Raw genomic sequence first — 20,379 nt, 5'->3', positions numbered from 1 at the left:
GCCTGATCTTCCTAAACTGGTTGGTGTGGTGGAGCGTGGAGCGGCTCGTCGCCGTACTGTTGCTGCAGGCGGTCTAGTTCCGCGTGGAGCTGGGCTTGGATAGGGGCGTAGGCGGGGTCGTCGTAGACATTGTGGAGCTCATTGGGGTCTGCCACGAGATCGAAGAGCTCCCAGTAGGGCGACAAGCGGGGCTCGGCCTCCACGATCCCGTCCCAGGTGGTGTCGGGGGGATGGAAGTAGATCAGCTTGTGGGTATTGGTGCGCACACCGTAGTGGGCGCAGACATTGTGGCCCCCGTGATCCCAGTAGCGGTAGTAGAGCGACTCCTTCCACTGCGGCGGCGTCTCGCCACGGAGCAGGGCGCGTCCCGAGACTCCTTGCATCTCCGTGGGTGCGGGGATACCGGCATAGTCGAGCAGGGTCGGGGCAAAGTCCAGGTTCGTGAGGAGCGCGTCCTGGGTGGTATTTGCCGGCACCTCCGCAGGGTAGCGCAGCAGAAAGGGCATCCGGAGGGAGTGGTCGTAGATAAAGCGCTTGTCGTACCACCCGTGATCGCCGAGGAAGAAGCCCTGGTCGCTGGTGTAGACCACGATCGTGTTGTGCGCCAGGTTGGCTTCGTCGAGGTAGTCGAGCAGGCGTCCCACGGAGGCATCGACGCTCGCGACGCAACGCAGGTAGTCCTTGATGTAGCGCTGGTAGTTCCAGTTCTTCAGCGCCGCATCGTCTAGGCCGGGGGGAGGGTCGCCTTTGACATCGCTCTGGCTCAGATCGCCCAGCACGCGCATCTTCGCCAGCGCCGCGGCGGGCCGCCCCGCGTAGTCGTCGTCGAAGGTCTCGGGCAAGGGGATTTCTTCGTCGGTGTAGAGGTGCTGGTAGCGCTCCCCCGGCTCCCAGCGTCGGTGGGGGGCTTTGTGGTGGACGCAGAGGAAAAACGGCTGATCGGCCGAAGGGCGCTGGGCGAGCCACTCCAGCGCCTGATCCGTGAGGATATCGCTGATGTACCCCTTCACTTCGGTGCGCCCCGCCGGGGTGAGCAGCTCTGGGTCGTGGTAGCGCCCGTGGCCTGGCAGGAGGGACCAGTAGTCGAAGCTCACCGGGTCGGCCGGGACCGCGTTGGGGCCGTGGTGATCGGGGCGGTCGACGTGATCGGTGATTCCGTGCCCGAGGTGCCACTTGCCGAAGATCGCCGTGGAATATCCTGCCGCCTTCAGGAGCTTCTGGAGCTGGACGGGGCGGCGGTTGTCGAGCGGCTGCCACTCGCGCACGCCGGTGACATGCCCATACTGCCCGGTGAGGATCGTGGCACGGCTGGGGGTACACAGCGCGTTGGTGCAGTGGCAGTTCGTCAGCCGCACTCCCCCCTGCGCGATGCGGTCTATCTGCGGCGTCTGGTTGATGCGACTGCCGTAGGCACTGATCGCATGCGCGGCGTGGTCGTCGCTCATGATAAAGAGGATATTGGGCTTCATCTAGGAGCTAGATTCCAGATTTCCATGCCTAATCCCTTCGCTTCTTCTCGTCGCCGCTTCAAATCCTCTGCTTTCAATGCATTGACCAGCTCGCGTCGCTCGCCCTCGCCTAGGACACCGGGCTTCGCGGTGCTCTTGCCGGTGTAGATCTGGAACATGTCGGCGAGGGAGAAGCTATCGTTGCGCTGGGTGTCGAAGGGGAGCCCGGAGTTGTCGGTGGACTTCAGGTTCTCCAGCGGGTTTCTTGCCCAGGCATAGCGGAAGTAGACCGGCTCCGGCACCAACGGGCTGGAGAGCACCACCACACTGCGCTCCCAGTTCGGCTCTCCCTTACCGGCGTTCTTATCCAGCCACTCCGCCTTTGCGGGCTGGAAACGTCCGTCCTTTCCCGCGATCGCGAACCCCTGGATCGGGCCATCGTTGAAGGGAGCCGCCCAGGTATCGAGCTTTAAGAAGAGCTTGCCGTCGCTGGCCTTGACCTCCTGAAGCTGGGGGGGCAGCCAGCGGATGCTCTTTCCGTACTGGGTCGCCAGAGCCCACTTGGCGATGCGCTCGCCCACGGGAACCTTGATCTGGGGGTGGTACCAGGCGCGGTGTTGGTCGAAGCTACTGGCATAGCCAACATTCTTATCGCTCGCTTTGCGGAGGTTGAGAAAGGTCTGGTAGTGAACCTCGCGGATGTAGTTTCCTTCGTCTACCATAGGAGGAAGGAAGTTCTCCAGGGTTTGCGGCGGGTCCTGGGTCTCCTGCGTGATGATTCCAAAGGGCATGGTAGGGTCGTCGAAGGTGGTGCGCCAGGCCTTGATCAGCTCCGGAAAGACCCGTGCATAGAGCTTATGGCCGTTGGGCACCAGAGCATCATTGTAGCCCTGATGCCAGATGACCCCTTTGACCGGTAGTCCGGCGAGGGTGGAGAGAGTGCTGGCGAAGAGATTCCCCGGACGGTTCATATCCATCGCCGGACCGGGTTGTAGATCGGAGGGCGGCTTGCGATCCGCCGGTATCGCCTTGCCCTGGGCACGCTGGCGAGCCACCCAGGTGTCGTACTGCTTGCGCCGGGCTTCCAGGTCTCTCTGTGGGTCGAACTCGGCGACTTTCTTATCCCACTCGGCGAGGGTCTCGCGCACCTCGGGGGTGTCGATCTTTCGGAGCACCTCGATCGGTGTCCAGCTCACCAGGGACGTCCCCCCGCGCGAGACATCGACAACCCCGATGGGAATCCGGGTAGCCATGTGGATCCGCCGGGCGAAGACGTACCCGATCCCCGACATCTCTCCTACGGTCTCGGGGGAGCAGACATCCCAGTACCCCTGCCGGAAGTGCTGGCTGAAGAACTCACTCCACTGGTACTGGCGCGGGAAGGCTCGCTTGAGCTCGGGACCATTTTGCTGAGGGACGGTGAAGAGGCGAATCTGGTCGAAGTTGGCGGAGAGAATCTCCAGCGGGCCTTCTTCCACCTTGTGGAGCTCGAACTCCATGTTGCTCTGACCGCCCAGCACCCAGAGATCACCGACCAGGATGTTGGTGAGCTCGAGCTTGCTCCCTTTGCCCTGTACGACAATCGTTCGTGGCTCTGCGCTGGCAGGAAGTGCCGGGAGCTCGACTTTCCAGGAACGGTCAGGGGCCGCTTTGGTGAAGCGAGACCGACCGGCAAAGGTGACGGTCACGGTCTCGCCGGGCGTGGCCCAGCCCCAGATTGGGATGGGGCGGTTGCGCTGGACAACCATGTTGGACTGGAAGAGATTGTGGACACAGAGCCCTGCTCCCACAGCGGGCGTGTCGATCCTATCTTTACCCTGCTCCAGTTTCCCCTGAGCCCAGAGTGGGCCAGCCGTGAGAATAGCAATGTTGGCACAGAGCCAGCGGTTGAAATCGAGTCGGTTCATGAAAAAGACCTCGGGGACCCCTGCTGTCGACAATGGGAGGCGAGGGGATATCGTGAGCGCACTGTCTGAAGGCTATTTTACCTGTAAGTCCTATACGGCATCCCTATGACTGGACTGTCTCCAGAAAAGTGTGTTACGTTTAGCAACAGGTTGTCCTGTGTGTACATTTCAGAGTCGTCATCAAATCGACCGTTTTTGGCGGCGGCCTCCGGTCCATGGCTGTCGTCAGATCTCCAAGTTGTGGCAGAAAAGGGAAATTTTTGGGCTGGCCCCTCTACCGATCCACCTTCCTGGAGTTACCAGAGTCGCACAGAGGCTGGAGATTCTCAGTGCTGTTGGTGTCCCCCTTGAAGATAGGAACGCGCCGATCCCCGATGATTGCAGGTGACCAAGAGAGGGAGCAACTGAACATGCTTATTAAGCGAACAAAGTAGGCTGGAGGAGCAGCCGGAATTTATACGCTTTTCTCCTGGATCTGAACGCGACCCACACCCCATAATGGGATTATTTCAGTGTAGCTAGATTCCCCCTGTGGTAAAGACAATCGTGTCCAAGTGGCACTACTCTTCTAAAAAAGGTAGTGTAGCGAAAATATATGGAATATCAGAAGTATATAAAAAATGCCTAGTTCGAATGATTCTGAGCGACCGCCCAGAGAGATCCCTGATATAGCAGTGGGGGCTTTGGATCACATCCCTGGGCCAATCGCGTACTGGGATGAGAACCAGATCTGCCGCTTCGCCAATAGAGCGTTTTGCAACTGGGCAGACAGGCCGCAAGAGGCGCTTCTTGGTTCCCCTCTACAAGAGTGGCTCGGCCCTGTCTACGAGCTGGACCTACCCTACATTCTCCGCGTCCTCCAGGGAGAGCTACAGACCTTCGAGAGGAAAGTCACCGTTCCCAATGGAAACACCTACCAGGTTCTCGTCAACTATGTGCCTGAGGTGGTGGATGGTCTGGTTCAGGGGTTCTTCGTCCAGATAACAGACGTAACGACGCTAAAAGTAGCACAAGAGGAGTCTAGGACGTACGAGGAGCGATTCCGAGCAGCGACAGAGGCGATGCAAGAGGGATTCATCCTACAGAACCAGAGCGGCGAGATCACGATCTGCAACCCGAGTGCCGTGCGTATACTGGGGCTGACGGCGGACCAGATGATGGGGGTTACGTCTTTGGATCCCCGCTGGCGAGCAATTCACGAGGACGGCTCTGACTTCCCTGGAGAGACCCACCCTGCGATGGTATCGCTGAGAGAAGGTATATCCCAACACAATGTTGTTATGGGAGTTCATAAGCCCTCAGGGGAACTAACCTGGATTTGCATCAATAGTATTCCCTTGGTAGAAAATGGAAAGCCTCATGCTGTCGTCGTAACCTTCAAAGATATAACGGAGCGCTACCTGCTCAAGAGCAAGGTCGAGGAGCAGCTCGCAGAGCTGGAGCGCTCCAATGTCCGCCTCTTAGAGCTGGCCACAACGGATGGCCTCACCGGAGTCAAAAACCACCGGGCATTTCACGAGCGGCTAGTCGAGGAGTTCAAGCGTAGCCGACGCTACCAAAGTGCTCTTGCAATCCTGATGTTCGATGTCGATCACTTCAAGACATTCAACGATACGTTTGGCCATCCCGCAGGCGACCAAGTGCTCAAGAGCATTGCGGAGATAGGTCAAGCGACCTCACGGATCACGGATTTTGTTGCTCGCTACGGCGGCGAGGAGTTTGTCGTGATTCTGCCTGAGACAGACCGAGAGGGTGCCCTCATCTTTGCGGAGCGTCTGCGACAAGCCATAATGGCTCATGCCTGGGAGCTTCGGCCGATAACCGTCAGCATCGGAGGGGCCGTCCTCTTGGACACAACAGAGACCCCTTCACAACTGATAGACCAGGCAGACCAAGCGCTCTATCGTGCGAAAACTCGGGGGCGCAATTCTATTGACGTTTCCTCGCCATAGTCAGGAGATCTTCCCAGGTGCGATTTGTGATGAGGCAGTCGTGATTTGTCCTTAAAGAAACCATATGTTGGGATGGCGGTCAGGTAGCAAGGTCAATAATGAAACTCTAGCAAAAATGGTACATTAGGACTCAGCTCTTCAGCAGGAAGTACCTCTATGGGACGACCCACAACCATTAAAGATGAACAGATATTGGAAGCCGCAAGAAGCGTTTTCTTAGAGGAAGGCTTTGGAGCAGCTACCTCCAAGGTTGCTCGGCGCGCTGGAGTTTCAGAAGGAACCATCTTCAAGCGCTTTCAGACGAAAGAGGAACTGTTTTCCGCCGCCCTTGAGGTAGAACTTCCCCCGGCCTGGCACAAATTGGTTGCACCCGACCTCGTCGTCGGAGACATACGCACTCATCTGGAATCTATATTACTAGCCCTTCTCTCGTTCCATATCGATGTAATGCCTAGGCTCATCATGAGCCTAGGAACCCCTCATCCAGGAGATCCCAAGGGGCCATTACGGGAGATGCCACAGCAAGATCAAGCCCTCTTGACACACTGGCTTAACCAGCAGGTGGCTCAGGCTAAACTGCACTGCACGAACATACCAGCCCTTACCTCTACTATCCTTGGTGTGACCATGTTCCATGCCTTCCAGGCCATGCTTGAGGGGCAACAGCTCTCTGTGGAATGGCGTCAGGCGAAGGCACATAGTGCCCTTGAGCTTCTGTGGGAAGGTATCGCCCCCGCCCGGCCACCTGCCCCGGATTAATTTTTCGCCTTTTTAGTAAGTGAGTGGTCACTTAATAATGTCTTCATCTTATCCTTGTAGATAGGAAGGTATGAAGACAGTTCAGCTATCACGTCATCTTGCTTTCAGTAGTGGGGCACTCCTGCTGATGAGTGGATGTATGCCCAAGCCGGGCGGATCGCCTCCTGAATCGCCCGGTGGATCTAAAGAGAATGCCAATTCCCCCTCCCCTGTAGTGACGGCCAAGGCGCACCGTGGCGAGGTGACCAAGTCACTGAACGTGACGGGGTCTCTGATGGCCCTGCAAGAAGTAAGTCTCTCCGCAAAGCAGGGAGGCAAACTCCTAGAAGTCACGGTTCGTGAAGGTGATACGGTAGCAGCAGGACAGGTGATTGCTCGAATCGATGCCACCGATCTTCTCGCACAGGTGCGCACCGCGGAAGCGAGCCTCAACTCTGCTCGCGCCAGGCTCACGCAAGCGGAGGCAGCGTACCAGCAGGCAGGCAAGACTCTGGAAGCGGATGTCACCTCTGCACGCGCTACGTACAACCAACAGACGACGGTCTCACAGGCGCAGGTTCGTTCCGCGGAGGCAGCCTTAGCTAGTGCTCGCTCTCGGCTCTCGACCTTACAGGAAGGCGCACGGCCAGAGGAGCGCCTCCAGACCCAAGCGAGCTTGTCGGTAGCGGAAGCGAACCTGCGCAAGGCTCAAGCGGATCTGACTCGTAGTGAGAAACTCTTTACGGCGGGGGCGATCTCTCAAGCGGAGATTGATCAGTATCGAACAGCACGCGATGTGGCCCAAGCAAACCTGAATGCAGCAAAGGCGACGGTTGAGCTACAGCTGAAAGGGAGCCGTCAACAGGAGATCGACCAAGCAAAATTGCAGATCGACCAGGCAGAGGAAGCACTGCGGCAGGCGACCGCAGGACGAGCCACGGATGCCGTTCGGAAGGCATCTCTCGATACAGCTCTGGCCAACAAAACCCAGCTCACGGTAAAGCAAGCCGATATTTCCTCCGCTCGTGCTGGCATTGATAGTGCTAACGCTGCGCTGACCACCGCACGCCAAGCGGTTGCTGATACGGCCATTCGTGCTCCTTTCGCGGGCAAAGTCGCTTCTCGAACCGCTCAGCCGGGACAGAACGTCACCGTCACCAACCCCATTGTCAGTATCGTGGCGATGGACAGTGTGTATTTTGAACCCGCTGTTCCCAGTGTCTCCCTGAGTCACGTAAAAGTAGGACAATCGGTTGCTATCGCGGTGGATGCCTATCCGGGAAAGACATTTGCGGGGAAGGTGGTTCGTATCTATCCCTCTGGTTCCTCGTCTAGTCGGACATTCCCCGTGCGAATCTCTCTGGATAACAAAGCTGGTGTGTTGCGTCCGCATATGTTTGCTCAAGGGAAGATCACGACGGAAAAGAGCCAGGGTGTTGTCCTGTTTCCCAAGGAAGCCATCTTGAAGAAGGATGGTAAAAACATCTTCTTTGTCATCGAAAACAATAAGGCCATCGAGAAATCCATAAGCATCAACTCCGAGGACGGCGTCGGCGAAGTATCTTCCTCCGATTTGAAAGAAGGCGATATTGTTGTCACGCTCGGGCAGCGTACCCTGAAAAACGGTGATTCCGTAAAAGCGGATAACAACCAGGAGAAGAAAAACAATGCAATGGCTCGCTAGAATCTCTGTTTTACGCCCCATTTTTGCGGCGGTTCTGATTCTCTCTCTCTGCGTGGCGGGGTTATTTTCCTTCCAGCATCTCGGGCTGGAGCAGATGCCCAATACCGACATGCCTTCTATGTCTATCACGACTCGCATGGCGGGAGCCTCTTCGGAAGAGATGGACTCCAGTGTCACCGAGCAGATCGAAAAACAGATCAACACGATCTCGGGCGTGGATACCGTTTCCTCAGTGTCATCGGAGGGCATCTCCATTGTCACGGTCCAGTTCTCGCTTGAAAAAGACAGTGCTGTCGCTTTCCAGGAGGTGCAGGCCAAGGTGAACCTGGCTCTTCCAAGTCTTCCCAGCAGCGCGGATCAGCCTACTATTCAGAAGATGGCACCGGACTCTACCCCCGTGCTTACCTTTACGCTCACGGCCCCAGGAGAGTCCATCCGAAACCTCACGGAGTACGCGGACAAGACCCTGCGCCCGCAAATTGAATCCGTTAGCGGTGTGGGGCAGGCTACCATCTCTGGGGGGCAGCTACGCCAGATCAATATCACGCTCGATCCGTATCGCCTTCGCGCCTACGGCCTCACGGCACTGAGTGTTCGCAATGCACTCTCCCAACAGAATGTTGAGGCTCCTGGTGGCTCTCTTGACCAGGGCAATACGCATATCTCTCTGCAAACCGAAGGGCGCTACCGGAGTATTGAAGCGCTTAAATCCCTCGTCGTCGCGCGGCAGGATAGCCAGCCCATTTACCTGAGCGATTTGGCAACCGTCACGGATGGGGAGAAAGAAGCGAGCTCTATCGCTCGCCTGAATGGACAATCGACTATTCTTGTGCAAGTACAAAAACAGAGCGGCACCAATACGGTCGCTGTCGTGGACCAGATCAAGGAGCGGCTGGAGAGTGTAAAGCACCTGATGCCTGCGGGATACTCGGTGCAGATTACGCAAGACCAGTCCATCTTCATCAATGCATCGGTTCATACTCTGGAGGAGCACCTGGTTCTAGGCTCTCTTTTGGCCGCCCTGGTCGTGCTGTTTTTTCTTCGAGACTGGCGCTCTACCATTATCGCCGCCCTTGCAATCCCGGCCTCGATCATCGCAACGTTTTTACTCATGTGGGCAAAGGGATTCACGCTCAACACCATCACGATGCTGGCGCTGACTCTCTCGGTGGGTATCGTTATTGACGACGCGATCCTGGTTCTGGAGAATATCGTCCGCTTCATCCATGAAAAGGGAATGTCTCCCAAAGAGGCTTCCATCGCTGCAACCAAGGAAATCGGGCTGGCAGTTCTGGCAACGACCCTCTCTCTGGTTGCGATCTTCCTGCCCGTGGCGTTCATGTCTGGGATCGTGGGGCGCGTTCTGACTTCCTTCGGCCTGACGATGGCTTTTGCGATCCTCGTCTCGATGCTGGTTGCTTTTACTCTGACCCCAATGCTGACATCGCGCTGGCTGAAAGCAGGGGGGACAACGAAAAAAAGCCACGCACTAAATAAAAACGGGCTGGCCCACCGAATCGAAACCAAGTACGCCCAGCTCATCCACTGGGCTCTCCATCACCGCCCGGTCGTTGTCATCGTTTGCATCGCAACTTTCCTCACCTCAGTGCCGCTTATTGGGCTTGTCAACAAAGAGTTTCTGAGCTCAGATGACCAGAGCCAGTTTCAGGTGTCTATCCAAGCACCGACGGGAACCTCGCTAAAGGCCACCGGAGAGCTGCTCAATCAAGTCGCGGAGGACATCCGCAAGCGCATTCCGGATGTTCGCTACGCCGTTGTCACGGTCGGTTCGGACTCTCAAGGCAGCGCCAATAAAGGTGAAATCGCCGTTCGTATCAACGAGATAGGACAGCGCAAGAGCAAGAAGTCAGCGTTTGACATTATCGACCAGGTTCGCAAAGAGATCGTCCCTAAGTACCCCAAAGACCTCACGATCACGGTCTCCGCTCCCAGTGCCTTCGGCGGCGGCGGTGCCATGCCCGCCATCCAGTACGTCCTGACGGGACCAGACCTGAAGGTACTGCAGAAAGCCGCCGATGACTTGATCGCAAAGGCCAAGCAAATACCGAGCGTGACGGATGTAAGCTCCTCATCTTCCTCGGGAAACCCGTCGGCTAAGATCGTGATAGACCGTGCCAAAGCGGCGGATCTCGGAGTCTCCGCCACAGACTTGGCGAGCGTCGTTCAGATAGTTGCGGCGGGTCAGACAGTCTCGTCGTACGAAGAAGGGGGGCGGCGCTACGATATCAGTGCCCGTGCGCAGGAGCGCTATCGCACCCGTGTGAAGGATCTCAACCTCTTCTTGGTGCCGAGCAGCAAGCCTGAGGGAAGCCCCGTCACGCTTGATCAGGTCACCACTGTGGAGGAGAGCACTGCTCCGGCCGCGATAAACCGCCTGTCACGCTCACGGCAAGTGACCCTCTCGATTAATATCAAGCAAGGGGCATCGCAACAAGACGTCCTCAATCAGGTTGACCAAGCCTACAAGGCATTGCACCTTGGAGATCAGTACCAGGGGCAGCCGGGTGGGATGAGTAAGGAGCTGGGCAAGACCTTTGTCGCCTTTGGAACGGCAGTGGCGCTCTCCTTCATCTTCATCTACTTGATTCTGGCGGCGCAGTTTGAGTCCTGGGTGCATCCCTTCACCATTCTGGTCTCTTTGCCGTTATCTGTCCCGTTCGGCCTCCTGGCTCTTGTGGTGACAGGAGGCTCTCTCAACCTAAACTCCTTGCTGGGTCTTCTGGTTCTGTTCGGGGTCGTCAAGAAGAACTCGATTCTTCAGGTGGACCACGCCAACCAGCTTCGGGCGGAAGGACTGCAACGGGAAGACGCCATTGTTCAGGCAAGCCAAGACCGCCTTCGCCCCATCCTGATGACCACGATTGCCTTTGTGGCGGGGATGATTCCGCTCGTCATCAGCACGGGAGTGGGTTCCACGACCAATCGCTCGGTTGGCTACCTGATCATGGGGGGGCAGACCCTCTCACTGTTGCTGACCTTGGTGGCCACGCCGGTCATCTACTCCCTCATGGACGACCTGACGCAGTCCGTGGCACGCCTCAAAGCCCGCTTGGCAAAATCAGAGGGCTAAGAAAGGAAACGATCATGCGACAACTAATGACAATTCAGCGAGTAACGATTTTAGCCTCCTTGGGAATCTGCGTGGTTCCCGGAAGAGCCTGGGCACAAGAGAGCATGACACTTCCTGTCTCTCCCAAACTAAAGGAAGTAGCCCCCGACATCGCCGATGCGGTGCTGACCATCGACCGTGCGGTAGAGCTCGCCCTCAAGCTCAGCAAAGACCTGGCGGCAGCCCGAGAGAATCTCGCTCAAGCTCAGGGAAGCACGGGGATCTCTCGCTCCGCACTCGGTATCAAAACCAGTGCCGGAGTCACGGCGACACGCCAGAATCAGACTCAGGTGGTGAATCTAGGTGACCAGTCCTTAGTTACGCAGCCTCAGTATGGTGGCCAGCTCACCGCAACCGTCCAAGTTCCGATAGACCTTTCCGGCGTACTCAAAGCTGCGGTGACCCAGGCGCAGTACCAAGAGCTCTCGGCGCAGATAGATCTGAAGCGCGTCCAGAACGATATTGTCTTCAACGTCAAAAATGCCTTTTACGGCGTGCTCAGAAATCAGTCTCTGCTTGAGGTAGCACAGAGCGATCTGCAAAATGCGGTGGATCGTCTCTCGGATGCCAACCTGCGAGTAGCTGCGGGCACGGTAGCAAAGTACGATGTCATCAGTGCAGAGGCAGATGTGGCAACCGCTCAAAACGCCCTCAGCCAGCGGAAAACCAACGTGAGCATCGCACTGTCGGCACTAAAGAGCACGATTGGCCTTGCCTTTGATGAACGGCTAAAGGTGAGTACGACAGGTGCCGTGGCAACACCGAAGAGCGCTTCGTCAACGATCCTTCTCCCAAGTCCCACGCGTCTGGTTGATGTCGTTGCGGTTAAGCCAAAAGAAGAACAAAAAACGACTATTGTTTCCGATCCTCTGCAAATCAATGAAAGTGACTTTTCTAGCCTGCTTTCTGAGGCGCTGAAAAATCGCCCTGAGATCCTGCGGGAAGAGGCAAGCATCGCGGCGGCGAAGAGAGGTATCATGCTTGCGCGTCAGAGCTTGTTGCCCACCACAAGCCTTGGGTACTCCCATAACTACAATCCTAATCCTTCGGGATTGGGTGGGCAGAAGCAATCAGGACAAATCACATTCTCTTTGAATTTGCCTGTCACTGATGGCGGTCAGGCTCGTGCAAGGCTTCAGTCTGCAAATGCCCAAGTCTCTCTCGCGGAGAACAATAAACGCATTCAGATTGACGTTGTAACCCTAGAAGTGAGGCAAACAATTTTGAACATCGAGCAATCTCAAGAACAAGTGGTTGCTACAAGTCAGGCCGTGATACGTGCCGAAGAAGCGTTCAATCTCGCGCGGCTACGCTACAGCGCGGGTGTCACTCGGCAGGCGGGAGTCTCTCCCCTGATCGAGTTCGGTGAGGCCCAACGCTCACTCGCTCAAGCTAAGGCAGACTACGTAAACGCTTTGTACGACTTCAACATCTATAATACGGCCCTCGATAGGGCTCTGGGGAAAAATGCGAGCTTGCGAAAATGATCCGTTTTGACTGTCCCCAGAAAAGAATGCGGTGGGTTAAGCCCAACCGAGTCGTGAGAAAATCATTTTAACGACCGGATACTGTTGGCGAATTCGCCGGGCAGTTTGCCCGGCAAGTAAAATAGGATATCTTTGCCCCTCAAGGAGCATTTCATGTCCCTCAAGCCACAGCCGGTCGAGCCCATCCCACAATAGACTCAGTCAGTCGCAAAAGCAGCGTTTCCAAAAGGCAACCTCTATATACAGATGCGAGATGAACTGGGAACCATCTTCAACGACAAGGATTTTGAAAAACTCTACCCGAAACGAGGAAAACCAGGACTCGAACCATGGAAATTAGCCCTCGTGACCATCATGCAGTTTGCAGAAAATCTCTCAGATCGACAAGCAGCAGATGCTGTCAGAGCAAGAATCGACTGGAAGGATGCTCTGAGTCTAGAGTTATTGACCTCTCGTTAAATCTGTAAACCCGCTCTCTTGAAACACCCCATCAAGACATCCTGACGACGACGCAGACGATTCACAGCAAGCAAGAGTTCATCCTTAAGCCATCAAGGGCGGGACAACATAGATTACTAAGCTCACGTTTCAACCAGCACCAAAGCCCCTCAGCAGGATTGAGGTCAGGAGCATAGGCAGGAAGGCGAATTAAGCGCAGGCGAGCAGAACCTCCCAACGACAGAAAGGACTTGACGGCCTCACCATGATGGATGCTGGCACCGTCCCAGATCACAATTACTTGACCAGCCACCTCGCGAAGGATATGCTTCAGAAACTCCACACTATCCTCGCCTGTAAAAGCTTTCTCCTGAACCTTAATCAGCACACGTCCCGAGAGGGTTAAAACACCAGCCACCGAGAGATGGTCGTACTTGCAGGGAGTCTTCAAAACAGGTGTTTCTCCCTTGCGTGCCCAGGTACGAACCACACTCGGTAGCAAGCGGAACGCCTATTCATCTACGAACACGATGGTGGCTCCCGCTCGCTCTGCCCTTTTTCTAGATTAGCCCATCCTCCACGAAAGCCATTTACCTGAGCTTGACGCTTCTGTTTGGCTTCCACCTGGGGCTTTTGAACCGAGAAGCCTTCCTCAATCAGGGCATTGCGAATCGTGGTGGCTCCGGCTTTAACTCCCAGCTCGCGACTAGCCATTGCCTTAACGCGTTTGACCGTCCAAACATCACCTGTGAAGCCACAGGCTTCCGCTCCTTCCTCAACGAGAGTAGCGATCTGCTTCTTCTCCTCCGGCGTGAGAAGGGGAGGCCGTCCACTGCTGACTTTGACTCTCAGTACCTCAGACCATTGTTCTTGGGGCACGTCTTGGACCTTCTTGATCCACTGGCTGATAGCTCCTTTGGTCACTCCAAGAGCTTCGGCAATAGTCTTCTGCTGCCAGCCTTTCTGGTACAATCGAACGGCTTGAAGGCGGCGCTCGGTCTGCCAATCGCGATTTGTCATACACCTAGTTTACAGCATTGCCGAGAAATCAATAAAGCGATCGTTGGATGGAGTAAGAAACGAATATGCAGTACACCAACTTGGGGCGCACCGGCTTGAAGGTCAGTCGACTCTGCTTCGGCACGATGAACTTCGGATGGCACGAGAGCGAAGACGAAGCGGTCGAGCTCATGAACCAGGCGCTGGAGCTGGGCATTAACTTCTGGGACACCGCAGACATCTATAGCCGCGGCAGAACCGAGGAGAAGATCGGTCGCTGGTTCGCCCAGGGAAGTGGTCGCCGGGAGAAGGTCGTTCTGGGCACCAAGCTCTACCGCGACATGGAACCATGGCCCAACTATGGCGGGCTCTCCGCTCTGAACATCCGGCGTGCCTGCGAGGCGAGCCTACGTCGCCTGAAGACGGACTACATTGACCTCTACCAGTTCCATCACATCGACCGCTCCGCCCCTTGGGACGAGATTTGGGAGGCGATGGAGCGGCTGGTGGCGGATGGGAAGGTCATCTATGCGGGGAGCAGCAACTTCGCGGGCTGGCACATCGCCAAGGCCAACGATGTGGCGCACTATAGGAACTTCCTTGGGCTGGTATCTGAGCAAAGTCCCTACAACTTGCTGGAGCGTACCGTAGAACTGGAGGTGATTCCTGCCTGTCAAGACTACGGACTGGCGTTTCTGCCGTGGAGTCCCTTGGCAGGGGGCCTGCTCGCCGGAGCACTTCAAGAGTCTGACAAGAGGTTGGAGCCAGGGCGTCGCGAAGAGCAGAGCATGCTGCTTGGCCACGGTGCACGGGAGCAACGCATCGCCTCAAACCGTTCCCGCCTACAGCAATACGAGAGCTTCTGTGCGGAGCTAGGTGAGAAACCGGCTGATGTCGCGCTGGCGTGGCTACTGGCACAACCTGCTGTGACCGCACCGGTCATTGGTCCGCGCACCCTTGGACAGCTTGATGGATCTCAGCGAGCATTGGAGATCACGATGACGCCGGAGATTCTAACACGTCTGGACGAGATCTTCCCTGGTCCAGGTGGTCCGGCTCCTGAGGCATACACCTGGGAATAATTTCTTATGAAGTACATATTATTATTTGTCTGTTTTCTTGCTGGTGTGACGGCAGCGCACGGGCAGGCTCCGAGCCCGTCTGAAAAGATCGTCATCACCATTGAAAAGACGAGGACGGAGATACGCACCGATGACAAGGGAGTGTTGCGTGTCAATGTGACGCCCGACGATGTCCTCAAGTTCAAGGCGAGAGGCTCCGTCCGTTACAGTGAGTTCGGTGCCAAGGGGAATGGGACGGCCGATGATATCGACGCCATTGCCGCAGCGCATGCATTCGCCAATCAGTACAACCTTTCCGTTAAAGCTGACGACGGGGCCACGTACTACATTGGAGGAAAGGAGCGCACCGCAGTCATCCAGACCGACACGGACTTCGCCAAGGCGGCCTTCCTCATCGATGATAGAAACGTCCAAAACCGGAATGCCCCTGTCTTCAGGGTTACTTCCAGCCTGCAACCAACAAAGCTTGGGGGAATCTCTTCACTCAAGAGAAATCAGAAGAAAATAGAGGTCACTCTTCCTGGCCCCAGCCTCATCACGGCCACGGACGCCCACGTCAAGCGCTACATCCGCTTCGGTGCGAACCAAAACAGTGGGTCCTCACAAACCGATATTGTCCTGGTGGATAAAGAGGGCAATGTGGACAAAGGGACTCCCCTCATCTGGGACTTTGACCAGATAACGGACATCACGGCCTTGCCCATCGACAAGACGACGTTGCGTATCACGGGAGGGCGCTTCACCACCACTGCCAATCGCGAGGAGTCGAAATACACCTACTACAACCGAAATATCGCGATCCGGCGCTCCAATGTCGTTGTCGAGGGACTAGAGCATCGAATCATCGGCGAGGGAGAGAGCGGCGCGCCCTATGGCGGCTTCCTCAATATCGGTGACTGCGCCAACGTGACGGTTCGCAACACCGTTCTGACCGGACACAAAACCTACGGTACCATCGGGGCAGCCGGACGGCCGGTCTCCATGGGCACGTATGATATTTCGGTCAACCGCGCCCTCAATGTGTCTTTTGTCAACTGCAGCCAGACCAATGACATCAACGACCGCACGTACTGGGGGATCATGGGATCCAACTACAGCAAGAACCTCCTGTACGACAACTGTAAGCTGTCGCGCTTCGACGCGCACATGGGGGTTGCCAATGCCACCATCCGCAACTCGACCCTGGGACACATGGGCATCAATGCCATCGGCACCGGGACTCTGACCGTCGAGAAATCTACCATCTACGGCCCGAACCTCGTCAATCTGCGCAGCGACTATGGGAGCACATGGCAGGGAGAGTTCATTATCCGCAACTGCGTGTTCGTGCCCTCTGGAGGTAAGCCGGTCAGTGCGAGCCTAATCGGCGGCAGTAACTCGGGAAACCATGATTTTGGCTATACCACCTACCTGCCGGAGAGAATCACTATCGAGTCCCTGCGGATTGATGATTCCAAGCATCCCGACGGTTACCAGGGAGCCGCGATTTTTGCAAACTTCAATCCGGCTCTGACCGATGGGTCCTACAAAGAAAAATTCCCCTATGTCCGAACGAGCAAGGTCATTCTCAGAAATGTAACGACCACCAGCGGCAAGCTGCTACGGCTGAGCGATAACCCATTCATGTTCAAGGATGTCCGGATAGAAACAAAGTAACGCTGCTGCTGGGCACTACTCTCTTCCCTAGATCGCGCTCAAGCGAGAGACTCACGCCGTACGATCCGGGAGCGCAGCCCGGGTCTTCATGTCGGCCGACAGGTGCGTTTTGGTTCCACATGCTGGTCTGGCGAGTTTCGGCAAAAGTCACGGGAAACCTGCCAACACACAAACAGAAGACGAATGCCCGATAACTGCACTTCTCGTGCATTGAAGGAAAGGTAGGGAAGCCTGCCGAAATTAGCCCGGCGAGGCGATTTTCGGCGACTCTGGCGGGTCCCGTCTCGAATCTGGCGCGAGTGCCTAGAGTCTGGGAAAGTCGTGGAGGTAGTGATGGATAGCGAGGCGGTAGAGACGTTGGAAGATGTTGTGGAAATCTTGGATGTGGGCGGCGAACTCGTTGTGGTCGCGGCTCCAGCCGACTTGGGCGAGCGAACGGCCCTGATCCCGCGCCGCGCCGTTGCCGAGCTCCAAGTCGGCCAGGAGATTCCCGCCGAGTCACTGAACGATAGACTCCTGGCACTCTGGCTGCACGGACGAAGCTCCCACACCCAGCGGGCGTACCGATCCGACGCCGAGCGCTTCATAGAGTTCACTGAGGACAAGCCACTCAGCCTGGTCACCCTTGGCGATGTCCAGGCGTTCGCCGACGCGAGCGCCTATATATATAAGGTATACGAGGGTGGCAACGTGGAGATCGAACGAGAGCGCTCCGCAGCGTCTAGGGCTCGTTTGCTGTCCTCGGTTAAGTCGCTACTTTCCTTTGGGCACCGCATCGGCGTGTTGCCTGCCAACGTCGGTGCACCTCTTCGGCTCCCTACAGTCAAGAACCAGCTCGCCCAGCGAATTCTGGAGGAGCCGGACCTGCAGAAGATCCTCGCCCTAGAGACCGATCCACGTAATCGGGTGCTATTACGATTGCTCTACGCGGGTGGGCTCCGAGTCAGCGAACTCTGCGGTCTAACCTGGGGTGATCTGGCTCCTCGTGGCGATGCTGGCCAGGTGACGGTCTTGGGTAAGGGTGGGAAAACACGTATGGTTCTACTCTCCGCTCCGACCTGGCGCGAGCTGATGGGCTGGAAGGCGACTCTTGAAAAGAAGCGACCTGAAGTGGTGCAGGGGGGCGCTCCCCTCTTTCGGAGTCGGAAAAAGGATAAGGATGGGGGCTACAAGCTCGATCCCTCGATGGTGCTGCGAGTTGTCCGGAAGGCGGCACGGCGGGCAGGCATTGAGCTGAACGTCTCACCTCACTGGATGCGCCATGCTCATGCCAGCCATGCACTGGACCGGGGAGCGCCGATCCACCTGGTGCAGCAGACGCTCGGGCATGCGAGCGTTGCCACGACGGGACGATACCTGCACGCCCGTCCGAGCGATTCCAGTTCTAGGTACCTGGGAGTGTAGGTGGAGGAGAGGACAAGCAGAGGCAAACACTTCCCTTTTCGTCCCTGAGTCGCGTCACCCTTCGCGAAACGACGGTCGGGAAGCTTACCAGAGCCTACTGCCCAATCCCTCTCGTAGATGGGACACCCTAATTCTCTTGTTTGCCAAACCTATGTTTGAGTCCTTAAATTTCCCGTATGTGTCCTTAAACTTCAATTTTGAGACACAAGTGAATGGGGTACAGATCACTTGAGCAGATTTCGCCAGTGGTTTGATAACCACCACTGCATATACTGGAGAGCGTTGCCGGTGGCTGTCTCGGCAACGTAGGAATTGCTCTCTCCCCCCAACCGTTCCTGATAGGAGGCTACAACATGGCTCTGATGAGCAGCCAAGAAGAGCGGACGAAGCCGCCCCCAGAGTTCAAAAGCCGCCTGTAAGCGCGGCAGGGGAGCATATTGCGTCCAAGTATCCAAATAGGCATCACGCAGGTCGGATACCAGCTCCGGCTGCTGAGGAAACCAATCGTCATCTAAGAAGAGGGAGCCAAACCCATAGAAGGGGTAGGTCACACAGGCATGAGACCAGTCGTAGATCAGAAATCCGCCCTCATGCACTGCAACGTTACCCGCATGCAGATCCCGATGCTCTAGCGCATCGGGAATTCCATAGTCAGAGAGTTCGCGGCACATGTCCCGGAGAGGATTCACCAGAGTGCGAAGTTGAGCCAGCTCCTCAATGGAAAGCTGCTGAGACAAGCCGTGTAGACGCTCTGGCACTTGTGCGATGAGTTCTTCCAGGTGCGTAGCAATATGGTTGGTTCGCAGATCCGCACAGCCCAGAGATAACCACTCAGGCACTGAACTAACGGAAGAGGTCTGTAGTTGGGCATAAAAGCGGATGATCTCTTCCCATTGCTCAAGTGCAATCTCACTGCCTAAGGGGCGATGCTTGCCAAAATCTGCCAGAAGTAAACGATCCCGCTCTGCGGCCAGAACAACCGGCAAGTGTAGAGGGTCGCGCTCTGCGAGCTTCATAGTAAGAGCGACCTCCTTCAAAGCAAACGGTGGGGCAACAGCCTTCAGATACAGAAATCCTTGCTCGGTTAACACTCGCAAAAGCGCAGAAGTGGAGGCGCTACGCACTTGTTCCACCGGAGCCAGAATGGTTCTGCCAAGCTCAAGGGCATGGTTTTTCAGGTTGAGTGCAGTCTCCTCGAACCATCCTTCTTGCCACCAGGGAAGACGCAATGAAGGAAGGTTTTCTCCCTGAGCCTCCTTCAGCCATGCGGTAAGCACCGCACGCTCCTTTGGCAGGGCAAACTCGACCTCACGAAGAGCTTCTTGTCCGAACCATTTCCCGTCTCTCAGAGGGGCTTGACTGTTCTGACTGTCGTCCGTGAGCCGCATCTCCATAACGTAGATATTTAGAGGGCCGCCAATGGTAGGCTCAGGAAGACGCAGTGCTTGGAGCGTGACGACAGCAATACCGAGCTGCTGATCTACCAAGGTATTGGCTGTCTGTATATCCGTATTATAGATGTCCTGCTGAGGGACAAAAACGGGAAGTCGCCACCCAGACGGGCCAGGCTCCATGAAGATTTGGGGGGGTGAGTCTTTGGTATCTCGGCGTACAAGAAGAGTGCTATAGGTTTCCATAGATTATGACCTACCCCCAGACAAATTTCCTAAAGAACTGTGCGCCGAACTCCTCTCATTGTATACGAAACCATTCTTTGGTTTGATCGGATTTTTGAGGTGAGGGGTTTCTCTTTGCGCTCCTCGTCCAATAAGTTTCCTTATGTTGCCCCAGCTCGGTTTTTTTAGTGAGACAATACTGAGACGAGAGAAATAAGTTAGGCTTTCCATAAATGGACAAGATGCTACTCTATACAGCCTCCTGGGCTCTGATAGCTCCTCATTAGGATTATTCTGCTCTTTAATTTCACTGGCTTCTCTGTGGCGCTCGTGGCCCTTTTCGCCGTATACTGTACTCATAGTCACCTGGGGAACCAGGAGATTCTAGCGATCTGCTCCACCAGGAGTGAGGTCGTTTTTTGTTTTTAAGGCTCCTTTTCCTGTACTCTAAAATGCAGCCCTTGTAGCCCTAAAGTGAAGGAGTCGTTGTCGTACCCCAGCCTGTCATGCCATCATTCAAGACCGCTTAGCTTTTTGGCTTCCAGCGGTACTGATGGCGTAGAAGACGCTCCTTTTGGACAACTTTGCCCCCCACTTTGATCGTTCGGTAAAGCTCGGCATCAATCCGTCCGGGGCCAAGATGGACGACTCTTGGGGTCAAGGTAACGGTGCGACCCGGCGGGGGAGCACCCCAGAGCGTTGCCCGAAGCGTTTGGCCGATAAGCGAGTATCCGATATAAACAGGCCCACGGGTCGTGTTGGTGAATTTCAGATCCTTATCGCCGTAGGCCACCGTCGCATCGCGCCCGAGTGGCAGGTAGCTTACCGGACGGGAGTG

The 20,379-nt window shown here is 56.1% G+C and carries 13 protein-coding genes and 3 pseudogenes; 10 read left to right on the top strand and 6 right to left on the bottom strand.

The window, feature by feature from the left end:
- Nucleotides 1–11 precede the first annotated feature (11 nt).
- A complete protein-coding gene (locus tag HNQ39_RS29020; RefSeq protein ID WP_184204109.1) occupies nt 12–1,469 on the bottom strand; it encodes a sulfatase family protein in 1,458 nt (485 codons plus the stop codon).
- Entirely contained in the window at nt 1,466–3,355 is a 1,890-nt protein-coding gene (locus HNQ39_RS29015) for a sialate O-acetylesterase family protein (RefSeq protein ID WP_184204108.1), read from the bottom strand. The genes HNQ39_RS29020 and HNQ39_RS29015 overlap by 4 nt, the downstream gene beginning before the upstream one ends.
- Nucleotides 3,356–3,975: 620 nt before the next feature.
- Between HNQ39_RS29015 and HNQ39_RS29010 the strand changes: the two genes are divergently transcribed.
- From HNQ39_RS29010 to HNQ39_RS28985, 6 genes and pseudogenes are all read left to right on the top strand, one after another.
- Nucleotides 3,976–5,307, top strand: coding sequence for a sensor domain-containing diguanylate cyclase (locus HNQ39_RS29010; RefSeq protein WP_184204107.1), 1,332 nt, complete (start codon nt 3,976–3,978; stop codon nt 5,305–5,307).
- A 156-nt stretch (nt 5,308–5,463) separates the two neighbouring features.
- The gene (locus HNQ39_RS29005) at nt 5,464–6,066 is read left to right on the top strand and encodes a TetR/AcrR family transcriptional regulator (RefSeq protein WP_184204106.1); all 603 of its coding nucleotides are present in this window, start codon (nt 5,464–5,466) and stop codon (nt 6,064–6,066) included.
- 70 nt (nt 6,067–6,136) lie between these two features.
- Complete coding sequence (locus HNQ39_RS29000; RefSeq protein ID WP_184204105.1) at nt 6,137–7,729, top strand: efflux RND transporter periplasmic adaptor subunit; 1,593 nt, start codon at nt 6,137–6,139, stop codon at nt 7,727–7,729.
- Complete coding sequence (locus HNQ39_RS28995; RefSeq protein WP_184204104.1) at nt 7,713–10,820, top strand: efflux RND transporter permease subunit; 3,108 nt, start codon at nt 7,713–7,715, stop codon at nt 10,818–10,820. Before HNQ39_RS29000 ends, HNQ39_RS28995 begins: the two co-directional genes overlap by 17 nt.
- 104 nt (nt 10,821–10,924) lie before the next feature.
- The gene (locus HNQ39_RS28990; RefSeq protein ID WP_184204103.1) at nt 10,925–12,346 is read left to right on the top strand and encodes a TolC family protein; all 1,422 of its coding nucleotides are present in this window, start codon (nt 10,925–10,927) and stop codon (nt 12,344–12,346) included.
- A 153-nt stretch (nt 12,347–12,499) separates the two neighbouring features.
- Nucleotides 12,500–12,799, top strand: a pseudogene (locus tag HNQ39_RS28985) (transposase); the annotation flags it as partial.
- A gap of 67 nt (nt 12,800–12,866) precedes the next feature.
- Here the strand turns inward: HNQ39_RS28985 and HNQ39_RS28980 are convergent.
- Together HNQ39_RS28980 and HNQ39_RS28975 are read right to left on the bottom strand one after the other, a co-directional pair.
- Nucleotides 12,867–13,274: a transposase gene (locus HNQ39_RS28980; protein WP_343075996.1), complete on the bottom strand. Its 408-nt coding sequence runs from the start codon at nt 13,272–13,274 to the stop codon at nt 12,867–12,869.
- A 29-nt stretch (nt 13,275–13,303) separates the two neighbouring features.
- Entirely contained in the window at nt 13,304–13,804 is a 501-nt protein-coding gene (locus HNQ39_RS28975) for a helix-turn-helix domain-containing protein (protein ID WP_184204101.1), read from the bottom strand.
- Between the two features lie 65 nt (nt 13,805–13,869).
- Between HNQ39_RS28975 and HNQ39_RS28970 the strand changes: the two genes are divergently transcribed.
- The 4 genes and pseudogenes from HNQ39_RS28970 to HNQ39_RS30915 all read left to right on the top strand — a co-directional run.
- Nucleotides 13,870–14,865 (top strand): aldo/keto reductase, encoded by a 996-nt coding sequence (locus tag HNQ39_RS28970; RefSeq protein ID WP_184204100.1) that lies wholly within the window; start codon nt 13,870–13,872, stop codon nt 14,863–14,865.
- 6 nt (nt 14,866–14,871) lie between these two features.
- Nucleotides 14,872–16,521, top strand: a complete 1,650-nt coding sequence (locus HNQ39_RS28965; RefSeq protein ID WP_184204099.1) for a hypothetical protein — start codon at nt 14,872–14,874, stop codon at nt 16,519–16,521.
- A gap of 333 nt (nt 16,522–16,854) precedes the next feature.
- Nucleotides 16,855–17,274, top strand: a pseudogene (locus HNQ39_RS30920) (hypothetical protein); the annotation flags it as partial.
- Nucleotides 17,275–17,301: 27 nt separating this feature from the next.
- Nucleotides 17,302–17,883, top strand: a pseudogene (locus tag HNQ39_RS30915) (tyrosine-type recombinase/integrase); the annotation flags it as partial.
- A gap of 266 nt (nt 17,884–18,149) precedes the next feature.
- Here HNQ39_RS30915 and HNQ39_RS28955 read toward each other — a convergent pair.
- Both HNQ39_RS28955 and HNQ39_RS28950 read right to left on the bottom strand, forming a co-directional pair.
- Nucleotides 18,150–19,562 (bottom strand): aminoglycoside phosphotransferase family protein, encoded by a 1,413-nt coding sequence (locus HNQ39_RS28955; RefSeq protein ID WP_184204098.1) that lies wholly within the window; start codon nt 19,560–19,562, stop codon nt 18,150–18,152.
- Between the two features lie 505 nt (nt 19,563–20,067).
- The coding region (locus tag HNQ39_RS28950) for a VanW family protein (RefSeq protein WP_184204097.1) at nt 20,068–20,379 on the bottom strand (312 nt) is incomplete at its 5' end.

The organism is Armatimonas rosea, assembly GCF_014202505.1.
In the GTDB taxonomy this organism is placed as follows: Bacteria; Armatimonadota; Armatimonadia; order Armatimonadales; family Armatimonadaceae; genus Armatimonas; species Armatimonas rosea.
The sequence above is the reverse complement of the archived record's forward strand: the minus strand, read 5'-3'. Positions and strand labels throughout refer to the sequence as shown.

What these genes read in the sequence shown, in the direction of transcription:
- HNQ39_RS29020 (WP_184204109.1), bottom strand. Translation starts at nt 1,469, where the DNA reads ATGAAGCCCAATATCCTCTTTATCATGAGCGACGACCACGCCGCGCAT.
- HNQ39_RS29015 (WP_184204108.1), bottom strand. Translation starts at nt 3,355, where the DNA reads ATGAACCGACTCGATTTCAACCGCTGGCTCTGTGCCAACATTGCTATT.
- HNQ39_RS29010 (WP_184204107.1), top strand. Translation starts at nt 3,976, where the DNA reads ATGCCTAGTTCGAATGATTCTGAGCGACCGCCCAGAGAGATCCCTGAT.
- HNQ39_RS29005 (WP_184204106.1), top strand. Translation starts at nt 5,464, where the DNA reads ATGGGACGACCCACAACCATTAAAGATGAACAGATATTGGAAGCCGCA.
- HNQ39_RS29000 (WP_184204105.1), top strand. Translation starts at nt 6,137, where the DNA reads ATGAAGACAGTTCAGCTATCACGTCATCTTGCTTTCAGTAGTGGGGCA.
- HNQ39_RS28995 (WP_184204104.1), top strand. Translation starts at nt 7,713, where the DNA reads ATGCAATGGCTCGCTAGAATCTCTGTTTTACGCCCCATTTTTGCGGCG.
- HNQ39_RS28990 (WP_184204103.1), top strand. Translation starts at nt 10,925, where the DNA reads ATGACACTTCCTGTCTCTCCCAAACTAAAGGAAGTAGCCCCCGACATC.
- HNQ39_RS28975 (WP_184204101.1), bottom strand. Translation starts at nt 13,804, where the DNA reads ATGACAAATCGCGATTGGCAGACCGAGCGCCGCCTTCAAGCCGTTCGA.
- HNQ39_RS28970 (WP_184204100.1), top strand. Translation starts at nt 13,870, where the DNA reads ATGCAGTACACCAACTTGGGGCGCACCGGCTTGAAGGTCAGTCGACTC.
- HNQ39_RS28965 (WP_184204099.1), top strand. Translation starts at nt 14,872, where the DNA reads ATGAAGTACATATTATTATTTGTCTGTTTTCTTGCTGGTGTGACGGCA.
- HNQ39_RS28955 (WP_184204098.1), bottom strand. Translation starts at nt 19,562, where the DNA reads ATGGAAACCTATAGCACTCTTCTTGTACGCCGAGATACCAAAGACTCA.